Annotated in this window: 17 protein-coding genes and 1 pseudogene; 14 read left to right on the top strand and 4 right to left on the bottom strand. The window is 71.7% G+C overall.

The annotated features are described in order from the left end of the window. Nucleotides 1-135: 135 nt before the first annotated feature. Nucleotides 136-1,602: a cation:dicarboxylate symporter family transporter gene (locus ACFZBB_RS27580; RefSeq protein WP_391127653.1), complete on the top strand. Its 1,467-nt coding sequence runs from the start codon at nucleotides 136-138 to the stop codon at nucleotides 1,600-1,602. Between the two features lie 264 nt (nucleotides 1,603-1,866). Then, a complete protein-coding gene (locus ACFZBB_RS27575; RefSeq protein WP_391127650.1) occupies nucleotides 1,867-2,691 on the top strand; it encodes an ROK family protein in 825 nt (274 codons plus the stop codon). 36 nt (nucleotides 2,692-2,727) lie between these two features. Here ACFZBB_RS27575 and ACFZBB_RS27570 read toward each other — a convergent pair whose 3' ends face one another. Continuing rightward, a complete protein-coding gene (locus tag ACFZBB_RS27570; protein ID WP_391127647.1) occupies nucleotides 2,728-4,950 on the bottom strand; it encodes a glycogen debranching N-terminal domain-containing protein in 2,223 nt (740 codons plus the stop codon). Nucleotides 4,951-5,115: 165 nt separating this feature from the next. Here ACFZBB_RS27570 and ACFZBB_RS27565 point away from each other — a divergent pair, with 165 nt between their 5' ends. The 5 genes from ACFZBB_RS27565 to ACFZBB_RS27545 all read left to right on the top strand — a co-directional run bounded on the left by ACFZBB_RS27565 (nucleotide 5,116) and on the right by ACFZBB_RS27545 (nucleotide 11,611). After that, nucleotides 5,116-6,201, top strand: coding sequence for a substrate-binding domain-containing protein (locus ACFZBB_RS27565; RefSeq protein WP_391127644.1), 1,086 nt, complete (start codon nucleotides 5,116-5,118; stop codon nucleotides 6,199-6,201). A gap of 223 nt (nucleotides 6,202-6,424) precedes the next feature. Further along, entirely contained in the window at nucleotides 6,425-7,666 is a 1,242-nt protein-coding gene (locus ACFZBB_RS27560; protein WP_391127641.1) for an extracellular solute-binding protein, read from the top strand. 49 nt (nucleotides 7,667-7,715) lie between these two features. Next, nucleotides 7,716-8,933: an ABC transporter permease subunit gene (locus tag ACFZBB_RS27555; protein WP_391127638.1), complete on the top strand. Its 1,218-nt coding sequence runs from the start codon at nucleotides 7,716-7,718 to the stop codon at nucleotides 8,931-8,933. Beyond that, entirely contained in the window at nucleotides 8,930-9,847 is a 918-nt protein-coding gene (locus ACFZBB_RS27550; RefSeq protein ID WP_391127635.1) for an ABC transporter permease subunit, read from the top strand. The genes ACFZBB_RS27555 and ACFZBB_RS27550 overlap by 4 nt, the downstream gene beginning before the upstream one ends. 189 nt (nucleotides 9,848-10,036) lie before the next feature. Then, the gene (locus tag ACFZBB_RS27545) at nucleotides 10,037-11,611 is read left to right on the top strand and encodes an isocitrate lyase/phosphoenolpyruvate mutase family protein (RefSeq protein WP_391127632.1); all 1,575 of its coding nucleotides are present in this window, start codon (nucleotides 10,037-10,039) and stop codon (nucleotides 11,609-11,611) included. A 38-nt stretch (nucleotides 11,612-11,649) separates the two neighbouring features. Here ACFZBB_RS27545 and ACFZBB_RS27540 read toward each other — a convergent pair. The 3 genes and pseudogenes from ACFZBB_RS27540 to ACFZBB_RS27530 form a co-directional block, all read right to left on the bottom strand. After that, nucleotides 11,650-12,348 (bottom strand): annotated as a pseudogene (locus tag ACFZBB_RS27540) (SAM-dependent methyltransferase); the annotation flags it as partial. A 59-nt stretch (nucleotides 12,349-12,407) separates the two neighbouring features. After that, a complete protein-coding gene (locus tag ACFZBB_RS27535) occupies nucleotides 12,408-12,818 on the bottom strand; it encodes a MazG nucleotide pyrophosphohydrolase domain-containing protein (RefSeq protein WP_391127629.1) in 411 nt (136 codons plus the stop codon). A gap of 114 nt (nucleotides 12,819-12,932) precedes the next feature. Continuing rightward, the gene (locus ACFZBB_RS27530; protein ID WP_391127626.1) at nucleotides 12,933-13,511 is read right to left on the bottom strand and encodes a CGNR zinc finger domain-containing protein; all 579 of its coding nucleotides are present in this window, start codon (nucleotides 13,509-13,511) and stop codon (nucleotides 12,933-12,935) included. Between the two features lie 56 nt (nucleotides 13,512-13,567). Here ACFZBB_RS27530 and ACFZBB_RS27525 point away from each other — a divergent pair, with 56 nt between their 5' ends. The 7 genes from ACFZBB_RS27525 (at nucleotide 13,568) to ACFZBB_RS27495 (ending at nucleotide 21,302) form a co-directional block, all read left to right on the top strand. Continuing rightward, entirely contained in the window at nucleotides 13,568-14,767 is a 1,200-nt protein-coding gene (locus tag ACFZBB_RS27525) for an MFS transporter (protein WP_391127623.1), read from the top strand. 43 nt (nucleotides 14,768-14,810) lie between these two features. After that, on the top strand, nucleotides 14,811-15,995 hold the full coding sequence (locus ACFZBB_RS27520) for an FAD-dependent oxidoreductase (RefSeq protein WP_391127620.1): 1,185 nt from the start codon (nucleotides 14,811-14,813) through the stop codon (nucleotides 15,993-15,995). After that, nucleotides 15,992-16,252 (top strand): 2Fe-2S iron-sulfur cluster-binding protein, encoded by a 261-nt coding sequence (locus tag ACFZBB_RS27515; protein WP_391127617.1) that lies wholly within the window; start codon nucleotides 15,992-15,994, stop codon nucleotides 16,250-16,252. Before ACFZBB_RS27520 ends, ACFZBB_RS27515 begins: the two co-directional genes overlap by 4 nt. After that, the gene (locus ACFZBB_RS27510) at nucleotides 16,239-17,732 is read left to right on the top strand and encodes an FAD-dependent oxidoreductase (protein WP_391127614.1); all 1,494 of its coding nucleotides are present in this window, start codon (nucleotides 16,239-16,241) and stop codon (nucleotides 17,730-17,732) included. Before ACFZBB_RS27515 ends, ACFZBB_RS27510 begins: the two co-directional genes overlap by 14 nt. After that, nucleotides 17,729-18,658 (top strand): dihydrodipicolinate synthase family protein, encoded by a 930-nt coding sequence (locus ACFZBB_RS27505; protein ID WP_391127611.1) that lies wholly within the window; start codon nucleotides 17,729-17,731, stop codon nucleotides 18,656-18,658. Before ACFZBB_RS27510 ends, ACFZBB_RS27505 begins: the two co-directional genes overlap by 4 nt. 75 nt (nucleotides 18,659-18,733) lie before the next feature. After that, nucleotides 18,734-20,182 (top strand): aldehyde dehydrogenase family protein, encoded by a 1,449-nt coding sequence (locus ACFZBB_RS27500; protein WP_391127609.1) that lies wholly within the window; start codon nucleotides 18,734-18,736, stop codon nucleotides 20,180-20,182. A gap of 100 nt (nucleotides 20,183-20,282) precedes the next feature. Next, complete coding sequence (locus ACFZBB_RS27495) at nucleotides 20,283-21,302, top strand: substrate-binding domain-containing protein (RefSeq protein ID WP_391127606.1); 1,020 nt, start codon at nucleotides 20,283-20,285, stop codon at nucleotides 21,300-21,302.

The raw sequence follows: 21,302 nt of genomic DNA, 5'->3' as shown, positions 1-21,302 counted from the left end.
CACAACAGTGTGCACGCCAACCCGCGAACTCAATGAACGCAAACGTGACCTGGCTCACGCCCCGAGCGCATAGTCACCGGGACCTGTCCGATCGCGGGCGCTCGGGACGGCGCCCGCGGACCGAGGGAGACGAAGGTGTCAGCCCAGGCCCCCAGCGACGTCACGAGCCGTCGAGACCATACCCACTACCTCTACACCGCCGTCATCCTGGCGACGATAGCGGGCGCCGTGCTGGGCCTCCTCGCGCCCGGTGTGGCCGTCGAGCTGAAGCCGATCGGCACCGGCTTCGTGAATCTCATCAAGATGATGATCTCGCCCATCATCTTCTGCACACTCGTGCTCGGCATCGGATCCGTCCGCAACGCCGCCAAGGTCGGCAAGGTCGGCGGCCTCGCGCTCGGCTACTTCGTCACCATGTCGTTCGCCGCGCTCGCCATCGGCCTGCTCGTCGGCAACATCCTGCACCCCGGCAGCGGGCTGCACCTGACCGAGGCGCTGAAGAACGCGGGCCAGGCCCAGGCCACCGACGCCCCCACCGAAGGCGTGGACTTCGTCCTCGGCATCATCCCGACCACCTTGGTCTCCGCCTTCACACAAGGCCAGGTGCTGCAAACGCTGCTGGTGGCGCTGCTCGTCGGCTTCGCCCTCCAGGCCATGGGACCGGTCGGGGCGCCCGTGCTGCGCGGCGTCGGGCACATCCAGAAACTGGTCTTCCGCGTCCTGTCGATGATCATGTGGGCGGCCCCCGTCGGCGCGTTCGGCGCGATCGCCGCCGTCGTCGGCTCCGCGGGCGTGGACGCGCTCAAGGCGCTGGCCACGATCATGATCGGCTTCTACGTGACCTGCCTGATCTTCGTCGTGGTCATCCTCGGCGCGGTGCTGTGGCTGTTCGCCAAGGTCAACCTCTTCCACCTGCTGCGCTACCTCGCCAGGGAGTTCCTGCTGATCGTCTCCACGTCGTCGTCGGAGTCGGCGCTGCCGCGGCTGATCGCCAAGATGGAACACCTCGGGGTGAGCCGGCCCGTCGTCGGCATCACAGTCCCGACCGGCTACTCCTTCAACCTCGACGGCACGATGATCTATCTGACGATGGCGTCGCTGTTCATCGCCGACGCGATGGACCAGCCGCTCTCCCTCGGCCAGCAGATCTCGCTGCTGCTGTTCATGATGATCGCCTCCAAGGGCGCCGCCGGGGTGTCGGGCTCCGGCATGGCCGTGCTCGCCAGCGGGCTCCAGTCGCACCGCCCCGCGCTGGTCGACGGCATCGGTCTGATCGTCGGCATCGACCGCTTCATGAGCGAGGCCCGCGCCGTGACCAACTTCGCGGGCAACGCCGTCGCCACCGTGCTGATCGGCACCTGGACGAAGGAGTTCGACCGCGACCGCGCGCAGCGGGTCTTCGCGGGAGAGCTGCCCTTCGACGAGTCGACCCTGTCCGACGAGGACGACGCCTACGTGCCGTCGGCCACACCCGGCCAGCCCGTTCCCGGCCGGCCGGCGCCCGATCAGTCCGCGCCCGATCAGTCCGCGCCCGATCAGTCCGCGCCCGATCAGTCCGCGCCCGAGGGAGCCCTGGCCAAGAAGGAGACCGCCGCCCTCTGACCTCCCGCGCCCTCCCGAACGGCCCCGTCGGAACTCCCCCTTCCGGCGGGGCCCGCGCGTGTGCCCGGCGCCCCGGAACGCCCGCCACCGAAACAACTCCCCGACGCGTGGCCGGAAGTGATCCACCTTCAGTTCGGACCGTCCACTCTTTTTGTCATCCCTATAACTACCTTTAGCAATCTCGGTGAAAGCTCTGGACCAACCCTTGGTGCGGTCCTAACGTTCCGTCACAACTTCTGATGCCATCAGAGGAAGTGTGGGCCTGTGAGCATCCAGTACCGCGTACTGAGCCGACTGCGTGACCTCGGGCCGCTGTCCCGGGCGCAGCTCTCCGACGAGTTGGAGATGCCGCGCCCACGGCTGGTGGCCGAACTCGACCGGATGATCGCGAGCGGCACGATCCTGGAGGCGGGACCCGCCGCCTCGCGCGGCGGTCGCCGCTCCACCCTCGTCCAACTCGACCCGGAACTGCGCTTCGCCGCGGTCGACCTGGGTGCGAGCTCCATCGACGTCGAGATCACCGACGGCCGCCTGGCGGCGGTCGCCTCGTACTCCGAGAGCGCCGACATCCGCCAGGGACCCGGACCCGTGCTCGACCGGGTCAGCGAACTCCTGCGCAAACTGGGCGCGCAGAGCCGCAGCGCCCGGCTCGACACCATCGGCATCGGCCTGCCGGGACCGGTCAGTTTCCGGGACGGCGTCTCCGTCTCCCCGCCGATCATGCCCGGCTGGGACCGCTTCCCGGTGCGCTCCACTCTGACCAGCGAGCACGGCTGCCCGGTCGTCGTCGACAACGACGTGAATCTGATGGCGCTCGGCGAACACCACAGCGGCGTCGCCCGCTCCGTCGACAACCTCCTGTTCGTGTACGAGCACGCCTTCACCCACCAGGCCCGCGACCTGGTCACCGCCATCGCCGAGGAGCGCGCCCCCGAGCCGTCCTTCGCGGACGCCCTGGAGGTCCAGCTCGTCCTGGACGCGGTCCAGCGCAGCGCCGAGCACGACGCCGCCTGGACCTCCGTCCCTGCCCGTACCGCCTCGAACACCGACCCCGGACCAGGGCCGAAGCCCACCGATCGGGGGCAGTGACCGAAGGACCTCACGGCTACGCGGGCGCGGCGGCGCTCAGTTCGCCGCGCCGAAGCGGTCCGCGCCCTCCACCGTCAGGGTGTCCGGAGCGTCGGCCCCCGCCCGGCCGTCCGCGTCGAGCCGTACGGTCAGCGGCTGTTCGCCGACCCGCAGACCGCTCATGGTCAGCGGGCCGAGACGGCCCGCCGCAAGCGGGGACATTCGCAGCGACCCGCCGGGCACATCGGCCTCGAGCCCGAGCGCGGCCTGGACGAGCAGGACGGCGGAGGCCGCCGACCACGCCTGCGGACGGCAGGCCGCCGGATACGGGGCGGGCGCGCTGTCCAGTTCCGAGCCGTGCCCGGCGAAGAGCTCCGGCAGCCGTCCGTCGAAACCGGCGGACGCGGCGATCAGGCCCTCGGCCAGCTTGGCGGCCTCGCGGGGGAATCCGGCGCGGACCAGGCCGTGCACCGCGATGGCGGTGTCGTGCGGCCAGACCGAGCCGATGTGGTAGCCGAACGGGTTGAAACCGGTGGAGTCCGTGCTCAGCGTGCGCAGCCCGAAACCGCAGTCCAGTTCGGGTCCGGCGATCCGGGCGGCCAGCAGGGCGCTCTCCTGCGGGTCCAGCAGCCCGGTGCCCAGTAGGTGGCCGAAGCCGGAGGTCACGGCGTCCACCGGACGCTTGTCGGCGTCGAGGGCGACGGCCGGGTAACGGCCCTGCTCGTCCTCGACCCAGAAGCTCTCCCGGAACCGGCTGCGCAGCCGTTCCGCCCACTGCTCCCAGCGCTCGGCGCCCGGCCGGTCGAAGGCCCGCAGCAGCGCCGCGCCCGCCATCGCCGCCTCGTAGCCGTACGCCTGGACCTCGCAGAGCGCGATCGGCGCCTTGGCGAGGCGGCCGTCGCGCCAGCGGATCGAGTCGCCGGAGTCCTTCCAGCCCTGGTTGGCGAGCCCGTGGCCGGTGGTGTCGATGTACTCCAGCAGCCCGTCGCCGTCCGCGTCGCCGTAGGTGGCCAGCCACTCCAGGGCGGCCTCGGCGTGCGGCAGCAGCTCGCGCACCTGCCGCGGGTCGAGACCCCAGCGCCACGCGTCGTGCAGCAGGATCACCCACAGCGGGGTGGCGTCCACGGTGCCGAAGTACACCGGCGGGAGCTTCGCGCCCTCGGCCAGGTGCAGGGTCTCGCGGCGCACCTCGTGCAGGATCTTGCCGGGCTGCTCCTCGGTACGGGGATCGGTGACGGTGCCCTGGCGCCGGGCCAGCGTGCGCAGCGTCCCCGCGGCCAGCTCCGTGCCCAGCGGCAGCAGCATCCGCGCCGCCCACAGCGAGTCCCGGCCGAACAGCGTCAGGAACCACGGCGACCCGGCGGCCAGGAAACGGTCCTCGGGGTGCAGCGGGTCCGACAGAAGCAGCCGCTCCAGGTCGCCCACCGACCGGGCCAGCAGCCGGTCCAGACGGCCGTCGGCGCTGTGCAGTTCGGTGGGCGACCACGGTACGGCGTCCCGCGCGACGGCCGGGAACTGGTCCGGCTCCGCGTCGCTGACACCGCACTCGACCGTCGCCCGCCAGGTGCCGCCCGACGGCAGCTCCACGGTGTACCGCAGCTCACCGCTGTCGGCGTCGACCAGCGGCTCGCGCGGTCCTGAACCGTTGCCGGAGTCCTGTCCCGGCATCGGCGCGCGGCCGGACACCGAACCCGACGCCGTACCGGCGCCGGGCGCGGTCACGGCCACCGACACCGGCCGCAGCCGTACGGTCAGCTCGTCGTCGCCCCAGGTCAGCCCGGTGTCCTCGGCCCTCGCGGGGAGCGCGGCGACCGTGCGCCCGGACTTGACGTCGGTCATCCGCGCCAGGTCCGTGGCCGCGGCGACCACCACGTCGAGACGGATCCGCCGCAGCCCCGCGTTGACGATCTCCAGCTCCTCGCGGAGCGTGCCCGGCGCCACCGAGCGGATCCGGCGCAGCGTGACCGCGGGGTCGGCGGTGTGTTCCCCGACACCGCGCAGGATCGCGCGGAAGGCGGTCCTGTCGGCGGGGCCGAGCGTGTGGCCGACCGGGATCAGGGGGACGCCTTCGACCCGGACCGCCAGGCTCGACAGCACCCGGCGGTCGCCGTGGAAGAAGCCGTCCGCACCGGCGGAGATGTCCCCGCCTGGTCGGGACAGCACCAGGCTGGGCGCGTAGAGCGTGGTGCAGGCGTCGTGCAGGAAGGGCTGCAAGCCCTCGGTGACGACGTCCGTGGGAGACGGGTTCGCGGTGCTGTGCCCTTGGACGGCCGTGTTCACAGGGTGGTGCCTCTCGTCGGTGGACCGAGATAGTGCTTCAGAATTTGGATCGATCAAAATTCACTCTAACCCTTGCCAACCAGCAGTGAAAGGGAGTTTTATCGATCCATCGAAGATGCAGCGCCGCATTTCGAGTGGTGCGGCGCATGGACAACGGAGGCCGTGGTGCCGCGTACGACCAGCTCAGGCGGGCGCAACAACAAGCCGGTGACACTGGCTCTGGTCGCCCAGCGCGCTGGCGTGTCCGTACAGACCGTGTCCAACGCGCTGAACTCGCCCGATCTGCTGGCACCCCGCACGCTGGAGCGGGTCCGTGAGGCGATCAGCGAGCTGGACTACCGGCCGCATCAGGCCGCCCGCTCGCTGCGCACCCGGTCCAGCCGGCTGATCGGCTATGCCATCCAGCCGACGTTCGCGGGGGAATCCACCCCCGTGCTCGACGACTTCCTGCACGCGCTGTCGGACTCCGCGGACAAGGCGGGGCACCGTGTGCTGCTGTTCGCGGCGCGGTCCGGCGCGGACGACGAGGTCGACCGCTACGACGCGCTGCTGCGCGACCACTCGGTCGACGCGTTCGTGCTGAGCAACACCCACCGCGGCGACCGGCGCCCGGCCTGGCTGCACAAACGTGGCGTACCCTTCGTGGCGTTCGGCCGGTCCTGGTCGGCCCGTGACACCGGCGACTGGGTCGACGTGGACGGCGCGTACGGTACGTCGGCGGCCGTCGACCAGCTCGTGGCCGCCGGACACACCCGGATCGCCTTCCTCGGCTGGCCGCGTGGCTCGGGCGTCGGTGACGACCGCGCCGCGGGCTGGCGCGAGGCGATGCGGCGCCACGACCTGCCGGTGCGTGACCTGCGGGTCTCCTCGGTGGGTGACGTGAACGCGGCGCGGGACGCGGTGGCGCGGGTCCTGACCCGAGTGACCGCGGTCATCGCGGCCAGCGACACCCTGGCGCTGGGCTGCTACCGGGCGCTGTGGGACAGCGGCCGGACCCCCGGCCGGGACGTGGCGGTGGTCGGCTTCGACGACTCCCCGGCGGCCGGTCTGCTCAGTCCTGGCCTCAGCAGCGTCCGTCAGCCGCTGGAGGAGGTCGGCCGGGTCTGCACCCGGCTGCTCATGGCGCGCATCGGCGACCCGGAGGCCGATCCCGAGCATGTGCTGCTGACGCCGGAGCTGATCGTCCGGGAGAGCTCCGCGGCGGGACCGTCCGCCGCGGAGTCGCCCGACGACCGGCCGTCCGCCCCCTAGCTCCCGACGGACCGCCTGGTCCGAAGGGTTGAAGGACCGTGGGGTGACATGGACCGCGCCCCACGGTCCTGACCTGACAGACCGGACACGTCTGTCACGCCATAAAGCTACAAAGCGATAAAGCGGCACGGCCACGCAGGCCCGCCGCCATCGGGCGCCCTCATCGCCCGGCTCGCGGAGTTCCGTAGGTTCCGGATGATCCGGACAGTCCTGGAGAGAAACGATGACAGTACGCAGAGCCGCGACCGCCACCGCCGTGTGCGGGGTGTTCTTGGTCGCCGGGTGTTCGTCCAACTTCGGCAGCGACAGCAGCGGCAAGCAGGACTCGGGCGGCAAGCAGAGCCTCACGGTGATGATCGGCTCCTCGGGCGACAACGAGACCAACGCCGTGAAGCAGGCCGCCACCGCGTGGGCGAAGAAGACCGGCAACACCGTCTCGGTGATCGCCGCCCAGAACCTCGACCAGCAGCTCGGCCAGGCCCTCGCGGGCGGCAAGCCGCCGGACGTCTTCTACGTCGGCTCCAGCGTCTTCGCCAACTACGCCAAGGGCAACTCGCTGTACGCCTACGGTGACCAGCTCTCCGACAAGGACGACTTCAACAGCGCGCTGCGCGCGTCCTTCACCTACGACAACAAGTTCGTCTGCGCGCCCAAGGACAGCTCCACGCTGGCGCTCGCGGTCAACACGGCCATGTGGAAGGACGCCGGGCTCACCGACGCGGACTACCCCAAGACGTGGGACGACCTGGAGAAGGTCGCCAAGAAGCTCACGACGAAGAAGACCACCGGTCTGGTCGTGAACGCCTCGTACAACCAGCTCGGCCCCTTCATGAAGCAGGCCGGCGGCTGGGTCACCAACGCCGACCAGAGCAAGGTCACCGCGGACAGCCCCGCGAACGTCGAGGCGCTCACGTATGTGAAGAAGCTGCTCAACGACGGCGTGATGAAGTTCCCCAAGCAGGTCGACACCGGCTGGGGCGGTGAGGCACTGGGCACCCAGAAGGCCGCGATGACCATCGAGGGCAACTGGCTGACCGGAGCGATGACCGCGGACTACCCGAAGGTCGGCTACAAGGTCGTCCCGCTGCCCGAGGGGCCCAAGGGCAAGGGCACGCTGTCCTTCAGCAACTGCTGGGGCGTGGCCAACAAGAGCGCCCACCACGACGCGGCCGTCGACCTGGTGAAGGCGTTCACCACCGTCGACCAGCAGTTGTCCTTCGCCGACGCCATCGGTGTGCTGCCCTCGCGCGACAGCGCGCTGGCGACGTTCAAGGAGAAGCACCCGGCGAGCGTGGCGTTCGCCGACGGCACCGCGTACGCGCAGGGTCCGGTGACCGTACCCGGCTTCACCAAGGTCCTGGCCCAGTTCGACACCGACCTGTCCGGGCTGGCCACCGGCGATCCCAAGAAGATCCTGTCCAGCCTCCAGACCAACGGCGACCAGGTACTCAAGAGCGACAACTGACCGTACCGGCCGGGCAGCACCGCGGGGGCAGGAGCGGGAGGAGAAAGAGATGAGCCAGCACGGCAGCGGCGCCGTCGCCGTACCGGCGGGGTCGGGAGCCCCGCCGGGAGGCACGGGCACACGGGGCGCCCGCGGCGGCGGGACGGCGGGCGCCGGTACGCGCCGCGGTCCCCGCTTCGGCGGCGGGCGCCGCGACCGGGCGATCAAGGGGCATCAGGGCCTGTGGGGCTGGCTGTTCGTCAGCCCGATGGTGGTCGTGCTCGGCCTCTTCCTGCTCCTGCCCATAGGCATGGCGCTGTGGGTCAGCCTGCTGCACTGGAACGGGCAGTCGAACCCCTTCAGCGGCGCCGCCGACTTCGTCGGGGTGCGCAACTACTCCGATCTGCTGACCCGGCCGGGTCAGGACCGACAGCTCTTCCTGACGTCGATCCGCAACAATCTGTACTACGTCCTGCTGGTCGTCCCCGTCCAGACGGCCCTGGCCCTGGCTCTGGCCGTGGCGGTCAACAGCCGCCGCGTCAAGGGCAAGAGCCTGTTCCGCACGGTCTTCTACTTCCCGTCCGTGACCAGCTCGATCGCCATATCCACGGTGTTCCTGTTCCTCTTCCAGGGCAGCGGCGCGGTCAACGCGCTGCTGAAGTGGGTGGGCATCACCGGACCGAAGTGGTTCACCGACGCGCACGGCCTGGTGTGGACCGTGCTCGGCGGCCTCGGCATCGTCGACCCGGACAAGCCCGTGCCCGCGCTCGCCGCGCACGGATTCCTCGGACTGTCCTGGTGGGACTGGCTGGCCGGACCCTCCATCGCGATGTGCACCATCATCATTCTCGCGATCTGGACCAGCTCCGGCACGTACATGCTGATCTTCCTCGCCGCGCTCCAGGACGTACCCGCGGAGCTGGAGGAGGCCGCGCTGCTCGACGGCGCCAACCGCTGGCAGTCGTTCCGCAACGTGACGCTGCCCGCGCTGCGCCCGGTGCTCTTCCTGGTCGTCACCCTCGGACTGATCGGCACCTGGCAGGTCTTCGACGCGGTGTACGTCATGAGCCAGGGCGCACCCGCCAACACGACGCTCACCCCCGCCTACCTGTCGTACACCGCGGGATTCCAGGACGCCGACTACGGGCGCGCGGCGGCCATCGCCTTCCTGCTGCTGGCGATCATCCTGGTGATGACGCTGGTGCAGCGCGTCCTGCTGCGCGACCGCGACGCGGTCACACGATTCAGCCGCCTGCGGGCGCGGCTGGTGCGAGGGAGGACGTCATGAGCGCCGGGACGATGGAACGACGCTCCTCCGGCCGGTCCGCGAAAGGCCGTCCCGGCAGCCGGTCGTCCGGCAGCCAGGCGCTGCGGATCGTGGTGTACGGGCTGCTGATCGGCATGGGACTGCTGTACGTCCTGCCGTTCTTCGTACAGATCGCGACCTCGCTCAAGACGGACCCGGACGCGGCGGCCCATCCGCTGTCGCTGCTGCCGAACCCGTTCTCGCTGGACTCCTACCGGCGCCTGTTCGGCCTCGGCGGCACCGGCGACGCGGTGCCGTTCACCCGCTGGCTGGCGAATTCGATCGTGGTCACGGTCTTCATCACCGCCGGACGCGTCTTCTTCGACTCGCTCGCCGGATACGCCCTGGCCCGGCTGGACTTCCGGGGCCGCAACCTGCTGTTCAACGGGCTGCTGACGATCATGTCGGTGCCCGGCGTGGTCCTGCTCATCCCGAAGTTCCTGGTACTCAACCAGCTCGGGATGTTCGACAGCTACGCCGGAATGATCGTGCCGCTGCTGGTCGACGCGGCCGGGGTGTTCATCATGCGGCAGTTCTTCGTGTCGGTGCCCAAGGAAGTGGAGGAAGCGGCGCGGATCGACGGCGCGGGCGTCTTCCGCACCTTCTGGTCCGTCGTCCTGCCGATGGCCAAGCCCGCGCTGATCACCCTGACCATCCTGTCCTTCCAGGGCTCCTGGAACGAGTTCACCCACTTCCTCGTCGCCACCCAGTCCCCGCAGTACGAGACCCTCACCACGGGTCTGGCCCACCTGGTCTCCGGCGGCCTCAGCGCGGGTACGCAGTATCCGCTGAAGCTCACCGCGGCCCTGCTGTCGACGATCCCGGTCGCGCTGCTGTTCTTCGTCTTCCAACGGCACTTCGTCCGCAGCGCGAACTCGGGTGCGGTCAAGGAGTAGCCTTCCCGACCCGCACTCCGCACTCCGCCCACGGCCTCCGGGCCCCTCAGTCCCCCCGGCGGGCGCCCACCTGACAGGGCGCCCGCCGGGTGTGGTGTGTCGGCGTCCGCGTCGGGCCGCCGATTGTGCCGCCGCGTGGCGGGGACGCTTCGGCCGGCGCCGAAAGGAACCGGTCGTAGCGTCGGGGCCATGAGGCATCAGACGCATGAGTTCGACCGCTGGGCGGACGTACGGGCGGCGCTCGCCGACCCGGCGCTCGTACCGGAACCGCCGGCCGGGGACATCGGGTCCGCCGGGGCGAGCGTGGCGTGGCTGCGGTCCGCGGTCGCCCGCTTCAGCTCCGGGCAGGCGCACCGGCGACGGCGCGCTCTGGTCGAGGCGGAACTCGCGCGGCTGGAACCCGTGACGCTACGGGATGCGGCAGCCGCCGACGGCTCGGAAGGCTCGGAAGGTTCGGACAGCGAGACCCGGGCGCGCGTGGTGGTGCGTGTCCTGGCCGAAGCCCTGGGGATGCCGGAGCCGGGCGCGGTGGCGGAGGGGGTGAGCGCGATCGGCGGTGCCTACTTCGGCGGCGGCGACGCGGGGACGGCGGACGCCGCGGTCGCCCGGCTGGTCGCGCTCCTGGCGCCGGAGCCGAGAGACGACGCCGTGCTGGAGGCCGCGGCCCACCGCATCGGACTGCTCGTCCAGGCAGGTGAGGCGACCGCCGCGCTCGTCGAGACCGCCGCCGAGAGCGGTGACGTACCGCTGGCGCGGGTGCTGTGGGAAGCCCCGCCGGTACGGGTCATGCGGCGCGTCGCCGTCGCGGCCACCCGGATCGCGGGCCGCGAGATCGCCGCGGGCGACACCGTGCTCCTCGACCTCGCGACCGCCAACCGCACCCACCCGGTACCCCTCACCTTCGGCGCCCCGCCCCGCGTCTGCCCCGGCCGCGCCCACGCGCTCGCCCTGGCAGAAGGACTGCTCCGGCGCCCGCTCACCCCCTTCGCCCGCATGCACCACCAGGCCGCCCCGCTGCTGCTGCCCAACGCCTGGGACTACGCCAGCGCCGCCGCCCTGGCGGCAGCCGGCTTTCCCGCCATCGGCACCACCAGCCTGGGCGTGGCCGCGGCCCTCGGCCTGCCGGACGGCGCCGCCGCCACCGCGGACGCGACCGTGGCCCTGGCCCGCCGACTCGGCCGCGGCTCCTTCCTGTTCACCGTCGACGCCGAAGGCGGCTTCAGCGACGACGTGGCCGAAGTCGTCGCACTGGCCGAGCAGTTGTACGCGGCGGGCGCGGCCGGGATCAATCTCGAAGACGGCCGCTCCGACGGCACGCTCGCCCCCGTCGCCCTGCACGCCGCGAAGATCGCCGCCGTCAAATCCGCCGTACCGGCGCTGTTCGTGAACGCACGCACCGACACCCACTGGCTCGGCTGCGAGCAGGACACGACCTCGTCCCGCCTCGCGGTCTACGAACAGGCCGGTGCGGACGGGGTGTTCGTCCCCGGACTGTCGGACCCGGACGAGATCACCGCCCTGACGTCGTCCCTCGTCGTACCGCTGAACATCCTGTACGCGCCGAGCGGACCGCCCTTCGCCGAACTGGCCGCGATGGGCGTACGCAGGGTCAGCCTCGGCTCCCTCCTCTACCGAGGAGCCCTGGCCTCGGCGGTCTCCACCGCGACGGCCGTCCGGGACGGGCGGCCGACGGATCTCACCGCCCCCTCGTACGCCGAGGTCCAGCGGCTAGGGCCCGTCGGGACCCGGGCGAGTAGCGCGTAGAGGTTGACCTGCTCGGACGGTACGGGGGCGTCGCCGGGGCCGGGGCGCCAGTCGGCAGGATTGACGACACCGGGGGAGGCGACGTCGAGTCCGCCGACGAGCGCTTCGATCTCGGCGCGCGAGCGGGCGCCCCCGTCCGTGACGTCCTTGCGGTACAGCCGGACGAGGGCGTCCATGACCTCCGGCGCCCAGTCGCGCGTGATGTGCGTGAGGATGAGATACGAGCCCGCCGCCAACGGCCCGGTGAAGGCTTCGACCAGCCCGCGCGCCTGGCCGTCGTCCGCGAAGAAGTGCAGCAGCGCGTTCATGCCGAGCGCGACGGGCCGAGTGAGATCGAGGACGCCCGCGATCTCCGGACGCTCGTACAGCGCCGCGCCGTCGGTGACATCGGCCTCCATGTACACGGCCCGGCCCCGCGGTGTGCTGGTCAGCAGCCCGGCCGCGTACGCGCGGACGGCCGGGTCGTTGTCGACGTACACGACACGGCAGGCGGGGTCGACGGCCTGCGCGCTCTCGTGCAGATTCGGGTATTCGGCCGTACGGGTCGGGATGCCCGACCCCAGGTCGAGGAACTGCGTGATCCCGCAGGAGCCGACCAGATACCGCACCGACCGGTCGATGAACCGCCGGTTCACGCGCGCGCTGGTGATCAGATGCGGGTTGACCTCCAGCATCCGCCGCGCGGCGGCGCGGTCGGCGGCGGTGTGCAGGGTGCCGCCGAGATAGAAGTCGAGCATGCGTCCCGCGTGCGGCCTCGCGCTGTCGGCGTCCATGGGCGGCGATTCTCTCGGAGTCCTCAACTCGCGCCGCCGGGCGCCCAGCCCTGGCGGCGCAGCACCGCTGACACGTCCGGGGCTTCGTAGTGCTCCCCTTTGAGTACCTTGCCGTCGGCCCGGCGCGAGACCTGTCCGTCGGGGCCCAGCTTGGTCATGTTGGACCGGTGGATCTCGGCGATGACCGCGTCGAGGTCGATCCCGTGCACCAGGGCTGTGCCGTACGCGATGTAGACGACGTCGGCCAGTTCGTGCGCCAGATGGTCCAGCGGACCGGTCACCGAGACCTCGGCGACCTCCGTCGCCTCCTCGGCGAGCAACTCCCCGCGATGCGCGGCGAGAACGGGCGACACCTCCGTCGGCGTATCGCGGACGTCGAGTCCGAAGGCGCGGTGGAATGTGCGGACCAGGTCGGCGGGTGAGGAAGCGCTCATACGCCGACTGTAGCCAACCGCGTTGTCGACACGGGCTGTTGGTGTTCGCCGCCCGGTTTCGGTCCTTGCGCCCCGGAGCGCCCGGACGGTCCGCCGGTCGGCGCCCGCGACGCGCTACGTGACCTCGCCCGACTGTCCGGTGGCGTGCGCGCGTCGATGGGCCGCGACGCGTTCGCGGGTCGCGCATCGGCGGGAGCAGTAGCGGCGTTCGGGACCGCTGCCCTGCGCGAGGAAGACGTTCCGGCAACTGGGGGAGGCACAGGTCCCGCCGGGCGGGCGTTGGCGGTCCCAGACGAGAACGGTCAGGGCCATGCACGACGACGCGAGGAGCCATTCGTCCCAGGGGGCTTCGTCGTCGTGGTCGAGGTGCGGATGCCACGGCGTGCCGCCGCCGTGCGAGGACAGGCGCAGCGGTCCCGTGTGGTCCTTGAGCAGGCGGTTGAGGACGGCCGCGGCGGCGTCGGCGTCCTCGGCGGCGAAGGCTGGTCGCAGCAGGGCGGCGGCCGCGCGCATGGCCGCGACATCGCCGGTGGTCAGGTCGACCGGCTCCGCCTCGCCGTACGCGCGGAGCGTGTCGGCGACCCCGGCCGGGTCGGGGCGCTCGTCGGCGAGGACGTTGAGCAGGGCGGCCGTTCGCCGCGCGGTGGCCAGCACCGAGTGCCGGGTGGACCAGTCGTCGCTGTGGGAGGACATCTGTCGAATGTAACGCATCTTGCCGAGATTTGAGTTACCTGCATAACGTCCTGGAGATGAGAAACCGTTACACGCTCCGCCGCTATCTCACCGGCGCGGTCGCCGCCCGTACCGGCGACGAGATGTCGGGGCCGGCGCTGATGCTGGCGGGCTTCACCCTGGCCGGTTCGACCACCGCCGCGTGCTCGCTGCTCGCGGGCATCACGGTCTCCGCCGCGATCGGCGGGCCGCTGCTCGGCGCGCTCCTCGACCGAGCCGTACGACCGGGGCGCCTGCTCGCCTGGGCCCTCGTCCTCTACGCGACCGGGCTCGGCGTGATCCTCGCGGGGCTTACCCGCCTGCCGTTCCCCTTCACCATCGTGATCGCCGTGACGACCGGACTGCTGGGACCTGCCCTGTCCGGCGGATGGACGGCCCAACTCCCGCGCGTGGCAACGGGCGACCGCCTGCCCCGCGCGAACGCCCTCGACGCCATGACCTTCAGCGCCGCGAGCCTGGCCGGTCCGGCTCTCGCGGGCGGTGTGGCGGTGGCGCTCGGCGCCTCGACAGCCGTGGTCGTCTCCCTCACGTTCATCGCCCTGGCGCTGCCCGCCGCGTGGACGCTGCCCGGCCGCCCGAGTCCGGCGCGAGGTGTCCGGACCACGTCGGTGCTCCACGACCTCGCCGCCGGAACCCGGGTCATCCTCGGCCGACCCGCGCTGGCCCGGGCGACCCTCACCTCGGTGATCTCCTGCGTGGCCCAAGGCATGGTGACCGCGTGCCTCCCGCTCCTGGGCGAGCGGGTCCTGGGCGGCGCCGGCCGCGGCGCCCTCCTGCTGTCCTGCGCGGCGGTCTCCGCTCTGCTGGCCACGACCGCGCTCGCCCGATTTCCGCGTGCGGCGGCCCCCGACGCGATCATCTGGGCCGGGGCCCTCGTCCAGTCCGCCGCCTGGGCCCTGGCCATAGGGGGCCACCCGGCCGCGCTCGTCGCGGCCTTCCTCCTGGCGGGAATCGGCGAAGGCCCCCAACTCGCCGCCCTGTTCGCCGTCCGCCACCGCGAGGCCCCCGCGCACCTGCGGGGCCAGATCTTCACCACGGGCGCCAGTCTGAAGATCACCGCCTACGCCCTGGGGGCGGCCACCGCCGGACCACTGGCGAGCCGGTCGCTGTCCTGCTCACTGACCCTCGCCGCGATCACGGCGCTGCTGGCCGCTCTGGCGTTCTCCGTAATCCCCGCGCCGGGCCGCGCACCCGGTGGCCTGCGCGTATGGCCCTGAACCACATCTACCAATGGCGCGTGACATGTGACATGCTACTGAAATGCGAAGTGCGGACGTCGTCATCGTGGGGGCCGGGATCATCGGGGCCGCCGTGGCCAGGAAGTTGGCCATGGGCGGATTCCGGGTGACCGTCCTGGACCGCGGCGCGTCCGCCGGAGGGACGTCGTCCAGCGGGGAGGGCAACATCCTGGTCTCCGACAAGGGCCCCGGCGCCGAACTCGACCTCGCGGTGCTGTCCGGCCGCCTGTGGACCGAACTCGCCGCCGATCTGGGGGAGGAGCTGGGGCCCGGCTTCCCCGACCCCGAGTTCGAGGCGAAGGGCGGCCTGGTGGTCGCGACGACGGGGGCGGGGGCGGACGCGCTCCTGGCATTCGCGTCCACACAGCGGAAGGCGGGCGTGGACGCCCGTGCGGTGACGGCGGCGGAGGCCGCCGAGCTGGAACCCGACCTGACGCCGCGCGTCGAAGCGGCCGTCTTCTATCCCGGCGACGCCCAGGTGCAACCGGCCGTCGCGACGGAGGCGCTGCTCGCCTCGGCCCGTCGGCACGGCGCACGGGTACGACAGGGCGTCACCGTTCTCGGCGGCGTCGTGGACCGCGGACGGCTCGTCGGTGTGGAGACCACGGCCGGGCGCTTCGCCGCCGGGCACACGGTCGTGGCCGCCGGACCCTGGTCCGCCGAGGTCGCGGCCAGTCTGGGCGTCCGCCTCCCGGTGCTTCCCCGACGCGGAACCGTCCTGGTCACCGCGCGCATGCCGCACCGCGTCCGGCACAAGGTGTACGACGCGGATTATGTGGGAGCCGTCGAGTCGGGTGACGCGGCCCTCCAGACGTCCAGCGTCGTCGAGTCGACGGCGGCCGGGACCGTACTGATCGGCTCCTCGCGCGAGCGCCGTGGATTCGACGAGCGGATCGAGGCCGCGGTGGTCGGCGAACTCGCCGCCAAAGCCATGCTGCTCTTCCCGTTTCTGGCCGACGTTCCGGTCATGCGCGCGTACGGCGGCTTCCGGCCGTTCGTACCCGACCACCTCCCGGTCATCGGGCCCGACCCCCGGCTGCCCGGCCTGTGGCACGCGACCGGACACGAGGGCGCGGGCATCGGGCTCGCGCCCGGCACCGCGGAACTGATCGGCGCACTGATGACCGGCACGGAGCCCGAGATCCCGGCCGCCCCGTACGCCGTGACCCGACCGTCGCTGGGACTGAAGGAGGAGACCACCGGATGAAGATCTCCGTGACGCTGGACGGCGAACGCCTGTCAGCCCGGCAGGGACAGACCATCGCGGGGCTGCTGATGACGCAGGGCCGGGTCTCCTGGCGCACCACCGCCGGCACCGGTCGGCCCCGCGGCCTGTTCTGCGGCATCGGCGTCTGCTTCGACTGCCTGGTGACGGTGAACGGCCTCGGTGACGTGCGGGCCTGCCAACGCCTGGTGGCCGACGGCGACATCGTCGAGACGGGGGCGAGCGATGTCGAGCGTTGACGTGCTGGTGATCGGAGCGGGACCGGCCGGGCTCGCCGCGGCTCGGGCGGCCCGGCTCTGCGGGGCGCGGGTCGTCCTGCTCGACGCGTCGGCCGTCCTGGGCGGCCAGTTCTGGCGACACGCGGCGGCCGGGGCTTCCGCCCCGGAAGGCCACGCGCCGGCCAGGACTTCCGCGCCGGACAGCCACGCGCTGCAACACAAGTGGGCCCGCTTCACCGCGCTGCGCGCCGCGCTGACGCGGGACCCCGACTGCGAGATCGTCACCGGCGCCCAGGTCTGGGCGGTGGACCGCCGCGACGCGGGGCCGCCGGTCGTCCACACGCTGGTCGGCCCGGCCGACGGCGCTGACCGGCGCCGCCGGGTCTTCGAACCCCGCGCCCTGGTGATCGCCACCGGAGCGCACGAGCGCACACTGCCGTTCCCGGGCTGGGACCTGCCGGGCGTCTACACGGCGGGCGCCGCGCAGGCGATGGCCAAGGGCGACGGCGTCGCCGTGGGCAGGCGGGTCCTGGTCGCGGGCACCGGTCCGTTCCTGCTTCCCGTGGCCACCGGCCTCCTCCACGTCGGCGCGAGCGTGGTCGGCGTCGTCGAGGCGAGCACCTGGCGGCGGATCGCCCGCGGCTGGCTGCCCCGCCCGTACGAGATGCGGCCGAAGGACGTGCTGTCCAAGTCCGCCGAACTCGGCGGATACGTCGGCGCGTTGGCCGTACGGCGCGTCCCCTACCGCACCGGCGCGGCCGTCGTGGCCGCGCACGGCGACGACCGGGTGACAGCCGTCACCGTCGCCCGGATCACCGACGACTGGACACCGCGCGAGGGCACCGAGCGGCGTATCGAGGTCGACGCGGTGTGCGTCGGCCACGGGTTCGTCCCGCGCACCGAGATCGCCATCTCGGCGGGCTGCGCGCTCACCGCCGACGGAAGCGTGCGCGTGGACGACGAACAGCGCACCTCCGTACCCGGTGTCTACGCGGCCGGTGAGATCACCGGTATCGGCGGCGCGGACCTGGCCCTCGCCGAGGGCGAGGCGGCGGGACGAGCCGCGGCGGGCGGGGCCGGTGGCACCGCTCAACTGACCCGGCACCGCGCCTTCGCCGACCGCATGCACCGCGCACACGGCATCCGGCCCGGCTGGCGCTCATGGGTCGGCGACAGCACCGTGGTGTGCCGCTGCGAGGACGTGACCGCGGAGCGGTTGCGCGCCGCGGCCACCGCCACCGGGAGCTGGGGGCTGCGCTCCCTCAAGCTCAGCTCCCGCGCGGGTCTTGGCATGTGCCAGGGCCGCACCTGCGGCCGGAACGTCGAAGACCTCCTGCCCACCGCCCCGCTGGACCTGGGGCGCATGGCCCATCGCCCGATCGTCGTACCGGTCCGGCTCGGCGACATCGCCACGGTCCGACCGGCGGCGGCCCCATCGACCACCACGCCCTCTCCCACCGATCCACCTCAGAACACCCCACCGATGAAAGGCAGACCATGACCAGTAAGCAATTCGACCTCGGCGGCGTCATCGTCGCGACGGCGCTGCCCTACAAGCCGGACAGCTCCGCCCCCGCCGGACTCGCCGTCGACTACGACCGTTACGCGGAGCACTGCGACTGGCTGATCAGCAACGGCTGCCGCGGTGTCGGGCCGAACGGCTCGCTCGGCGAATACTCATCGCTGACCGACGAGGAGCGCCGCCGCGTGGTGCAGGTGGCCGTCGAGGCCGTCGGCGGGCGCGGACTGGTACTGGCCGGTGTGCACGGCGCGGGCTGGCACCAGGCCGAGCACTGGGCCGAACTGGCCAAGGCAGACGGCGCCGACGCCGTACTCGCCCTGCCGCCCACGCTCTACCGGGCCAGCGACGAGCAGGTGGTCGAGCACTACCGGCACATCGCCGGGGTCGGCCTGCCGACGATGATCTACAACAACCCGGTCGACACCAAGGTCGACCTCGTGCCGCCCCTGATCGCGGAACTCGCCGAGATCGACGGGGTGGTGGCGGTCAAGGAGTTCAGCGGCGACGTCCGGCGGGCCTTCGAGATCAGCGAACTCTGCGACATCGACATCGTCGCGGGCGCCGACGACGTACTCCTGGAACTGATGCTCGACGGCGCGGTCGGCTGGTTCGCGGGCTTCCCCAACACCTTCCCCGCAGAGTCCGTCGCGATCTACGAGCACATGGTGGCCGGGCGGTACGACCAGGCCCGAGAGCTCTACAAGCAACTGATCACGGTCTTCCGCTGGGACTCGCGGACGGAATTCGTGCAGGCCATCAAGCTGGGAATGGACATGGTCGGCCGGTACGGCGGCCCGTGCCGCCCGCCGCGCGGACCGCTCACCCCTGAGCACGACAAGCAGGTACGGGCCGCGATGGACCGCGCGATCTCCGGCATCGAAGCGCTGTCCGCGGAAGCGGTCTGACGTGCGGGCGCGACGACGGCTGCGCCCGGCAGCCGACCGGTATCCGGCAGCCCTCGCACCGTCCGGGGAGGCGCCATGGAGCTGACCGAGACCTCGCCGGACGAGCGCGCTGCGCTGCTCAACGTGATCGCGGACGAGCTGTCGTCCGCGGCCGACGAACTGATCCCGCTCGCGATGGCGGAGACCGGACTGGCCGAGGCACGCCTGACCGGAGAGCTGAAGCGAACGGTCGTGCAACTGCGGATGTTCGCCGACGTGTGCGCCGAGGGGGAGTTCCTCGACGTGCGGATCGACGAGGCCGACCCGGACTTCGTCCTGGGCCCCCGTCCCGATTTGCGGCGGTTCCATCTGCCGGTGGGGCCGGTGCTGGTGTTCGCCGCGAGCAACTTCCCCTTCGCGTTCTCCGTCGCCGGAGGCGACACGGCTTCCGCGCTGGCGGCCGGCTGTCCGGTGATCCTGAAGGCGCACCCCGGCCACCCGCGGCTGTCGGCGCTGACCGCCGAGAAGGTGCGGGCCGCGCTGGTCAAGGTCGGCCTGCCCCAGGAGACCTTTGCCGTGGTCCACGACCAGGACGCCGCCGTACGGCTGCTGCGCGACGACGACCGGATCGCTGCGGCGGCGTTCACCGGCTCCTACAAGGTCGGCCGGCTGCTCGCCGCGATCGCCGCCGGGCGCGAGCGCCCGATCCCCTTCTACGGCGAACTGGGCAGCGTGAACCCGGTCGTCGTGACACCGGGCGCGCTCGCCGAGCGGGCCGACACGATCGCGACCGGCTTTGTGGCCAGCGTGTCCGGCTCGGCGGGACAGCTCTGCACCAAACCCGGCTTCCTCTTCCTCCCGGAGGGCCACGGCCTCGCCGACAAGCTCGGTTCGGCGGCGGAGGCGGTGCCCGGCCATCCGCTGCTGTACGAGGGCATAGCCGCCGCCTACACCGCGCGCCGCGCCGCCGTACTCGCGACCCCGGGCGTGTCCGTACTGGCCGAGGGAGCGGTGGAGGCCGAGCCATCCGGCCGGAGCCTGGCCGCACCGACCCTGGTCGAGGTCGGACTCGACGATCTGCTGAAGCACCGCGCCACACTGCTCGACGAGGCGTTCGGTCCCCTGTCGATCGCCGTGCGCTACGACCCCGACCGCCTCGACCTCCTGGTGGCGGCGGTCGGGGAGCTGTTCCCCGGCGCGCTCACCGCCACGGTGCACCGCGCCGCGGGAGAGAGCGACGCGTGGCTGCGCGGTCTTGTCACGGTACTGAGGGAACGGGTGGGCCGCCTGCTGTTCGACGGCTGGCCGACCGGCGTCGCGGTGACCCCGGCGATGCAGCACGGGGGACCATTCCCAGCCACCACCGCCCCGGCGACGACGTCCGTCGGCACGGCCGCGATCCAGCGCTTCCTGCGCCCAGTGGTCTTCCAGGACTGCCCGACGGAGCTGCTGCCTGCGCCGTTGCGCGACGACAACCCCTGGCGGGTTCCCCAGCGGCGCGCGGCAGCGGGTGCGTCGCAGAACTGGGGAAACCGTTCCGCCTGACAACCACTGGCCGAAACACAGTTGTTACCGGGGAGCCCTTTCCCGATGTGTGCAGTGTGACATATCACTAAGCCATGGCAATCTAACCGGAGGCTCTCCGATGAACAGTTTGCGTATCTCCGGCAGCGTGGCTGTGACCGCCACCGCCCTCCTCCTCATCAGCGCCTGTGGCGCCGCCGATTCGGGCGGCTCGAAGGGCGGGACGTTCAAGGTCGCCGTGCTCGCGGCCTCCAGCCAGAACGGCTACAACCAGGCCGTCTACAAGGGCGTGCAGGAGGCTGCCGCCGCGTCGGGCAAGAAGGTCACCCTCAAGCTCCTCGACGGCCAGTTCGACTCCAACACCCAGCTCTCGCAGCTCCAGAACGTCACCAGCACCGGTGACTACGACGGCGTCGTCGTCGTACCCAACGACGGGGTCGGCCTGGCGGCGGCGTTCCCGCTGCCCAAGAAGATCCCCGTCGCGACGGTCCTCAACCCGATCGGCCCCGACATCAACACGATGGAGGCGCAGGTCGACGGCGTGGTCACCACCGTCGGCGTACCCGCCGCCACGGCCGCGCAGAAGCAGGCCGAGGGGGTCGCCACCTACTGCGCGAACATCAGCCCCTGCAACGTCGTGCTGCTGGTCGGCAACCTGTCGACGCCGCTCGACGTCGCCCGCCGCGACGCGTACAACAAGGTGCTCGGCACCCACTCCAACATCAAGGTCGTCAGCACCGTCGAGGGCCAGTACGACCGGGACACCTCGCTCAAGGCGATCAGCAATGTGCTCCAGGCCCACAAGGACATCAACGTCATCCTGTCGAACGCCGACCAGGAGGCCGCCGGCGCCCAGATCGCGTTGCAGAACGCGGGCATCAAGCCGGGCAGCATCTACCTGACCGGCGCCGGCGGTACCAAGGACGCCGTGGCCGCCGTCCGCGACGGCACCTGGAAGGCGGACTACGTCAACTTCCCGGTGAGCATGGGCAAGGCCGCCATGGAGCAGTTGATCAAGGCGATGGACGGGGGCACGGCGAAGGCCGTCGTCAACGCGGACGAGGTCGGCGCGACCGAGCCGTACGCGACCAAGGAGACGCTGGCCAAGACCCCGGACTTCACCGGCGAGTGGAACGGCTGA

The organism is Streptomyces sp. NPDC008139 (assembly GCF_042957025.1).
In the GTDB taxonomy this organism is placed as follows: Bacteria; Actinomycetota; Actinomycetes; order Streptomycetales; family Streptomycetaceae; genus Actinacidiphila.
Note: the sequence above shows the minus strand (reverse complement) of the source record. Positions and strands in the feature narration are given on the sequence as shown.

Excerpts from the sequence above, each read along its gene's own strand:
- ACFZBB_RS27560 (WP_391127641.1), top strand. The coding sequence starts at position 6,425 with ATGACAGTACGCAGAGCCGCGACCGCCACCGCCGTGTGCGGGGTGTTC.
- ACFZBB_RS27555 (WP_391127638.1), top strand. The coding sequence starts at position 7,716 with ATGAGCCAGCACGGCAGCGGCGCCGTCGCCGTACCGGCGGGGTCGGGA.
- ACFZBB_RS27550 (WP_391127635.1), top strand. The coding sequence starts at position 8,930 with ATGAGCGCCGGGACGATGGAACGACGCTCCTCCGGCCGGTCCGCGAAA.
- ACFZBB_RS27545 (WP_391127632.1), top strand. The coding sequence starts at position 10,037 with ATGAGGCATCAGACGCATGAGTTCGACCGCTGGGCGGACGTACGGGCG.
- ACFZBB_RS27535 (WP_391127629.1), bottom strand. The coding sequence starts at position 12,818 with ATGAGCGCTTCCTCACCCGCCGACCTGGTCCGCACATTCCACCGCGCC.
- ACFZBB_RS27530 (WP_391127626.1), bottom strand. The coding sequence starts at position 13,511 with ATGTCCTCCCACAGCGACGACTGGTCCACCCGGCACTCGGTGCTGGCC.
- ACFZBB_RS27525 (WP_391127623.1), top strand. The coding sequence starts at position 13,568 with ATGAGAAACCGTTACACGCTCCGCCGCTATCTCACCGGCGCGGTCGCC.
- ACFZBB_RS27520 (WP_391127620.1), top strand. The coding sequence starts at position 14,811 with ATGCGAAGTGCGGACGTCGTCATCGTGGGGGCCGGGATCATCGGGGCC.
- ACFZBB_RS27515 (WP_391127617.1), top strand. The coding sequence starts at position 15,992 with ATGAAGATCTCCGTGACGCTGGACGGCGAACGCCTGTCAGCCCGGCAG.
- ACFZBB_RS27510 (WP_391127614.1), top strand. The coding sequence starts at position 16,239 with ATGTCGAGCGTTGACGTGCTGGTGATCGGAGCGGGACCGGCCGGGCTC.
- ACFZBB_RS27505 (WP_391127611.1), top strand. The coding sequence starts at position 17,729 with ATGACCAGTAAGCAATTCGACCTCGGCGGCGTCATCGTCGCGACGGCG.
- ACFZBB_RS27500 (WP_391127609.1), top strand. The coding sequence starts at position 18,734 with ATGGAGCTGACCGAGACCTCGCCGGACGAGCGCGCTGCGCTGCTCAAC.
- ACFZBB_RS27495 (WP_391127606.1), top strand. The coding sequence starts at position 20,283 with ATGAACAGTTTGCGTATCTCCGGCAGCGTGGCTGTGACCGCCACCGCC.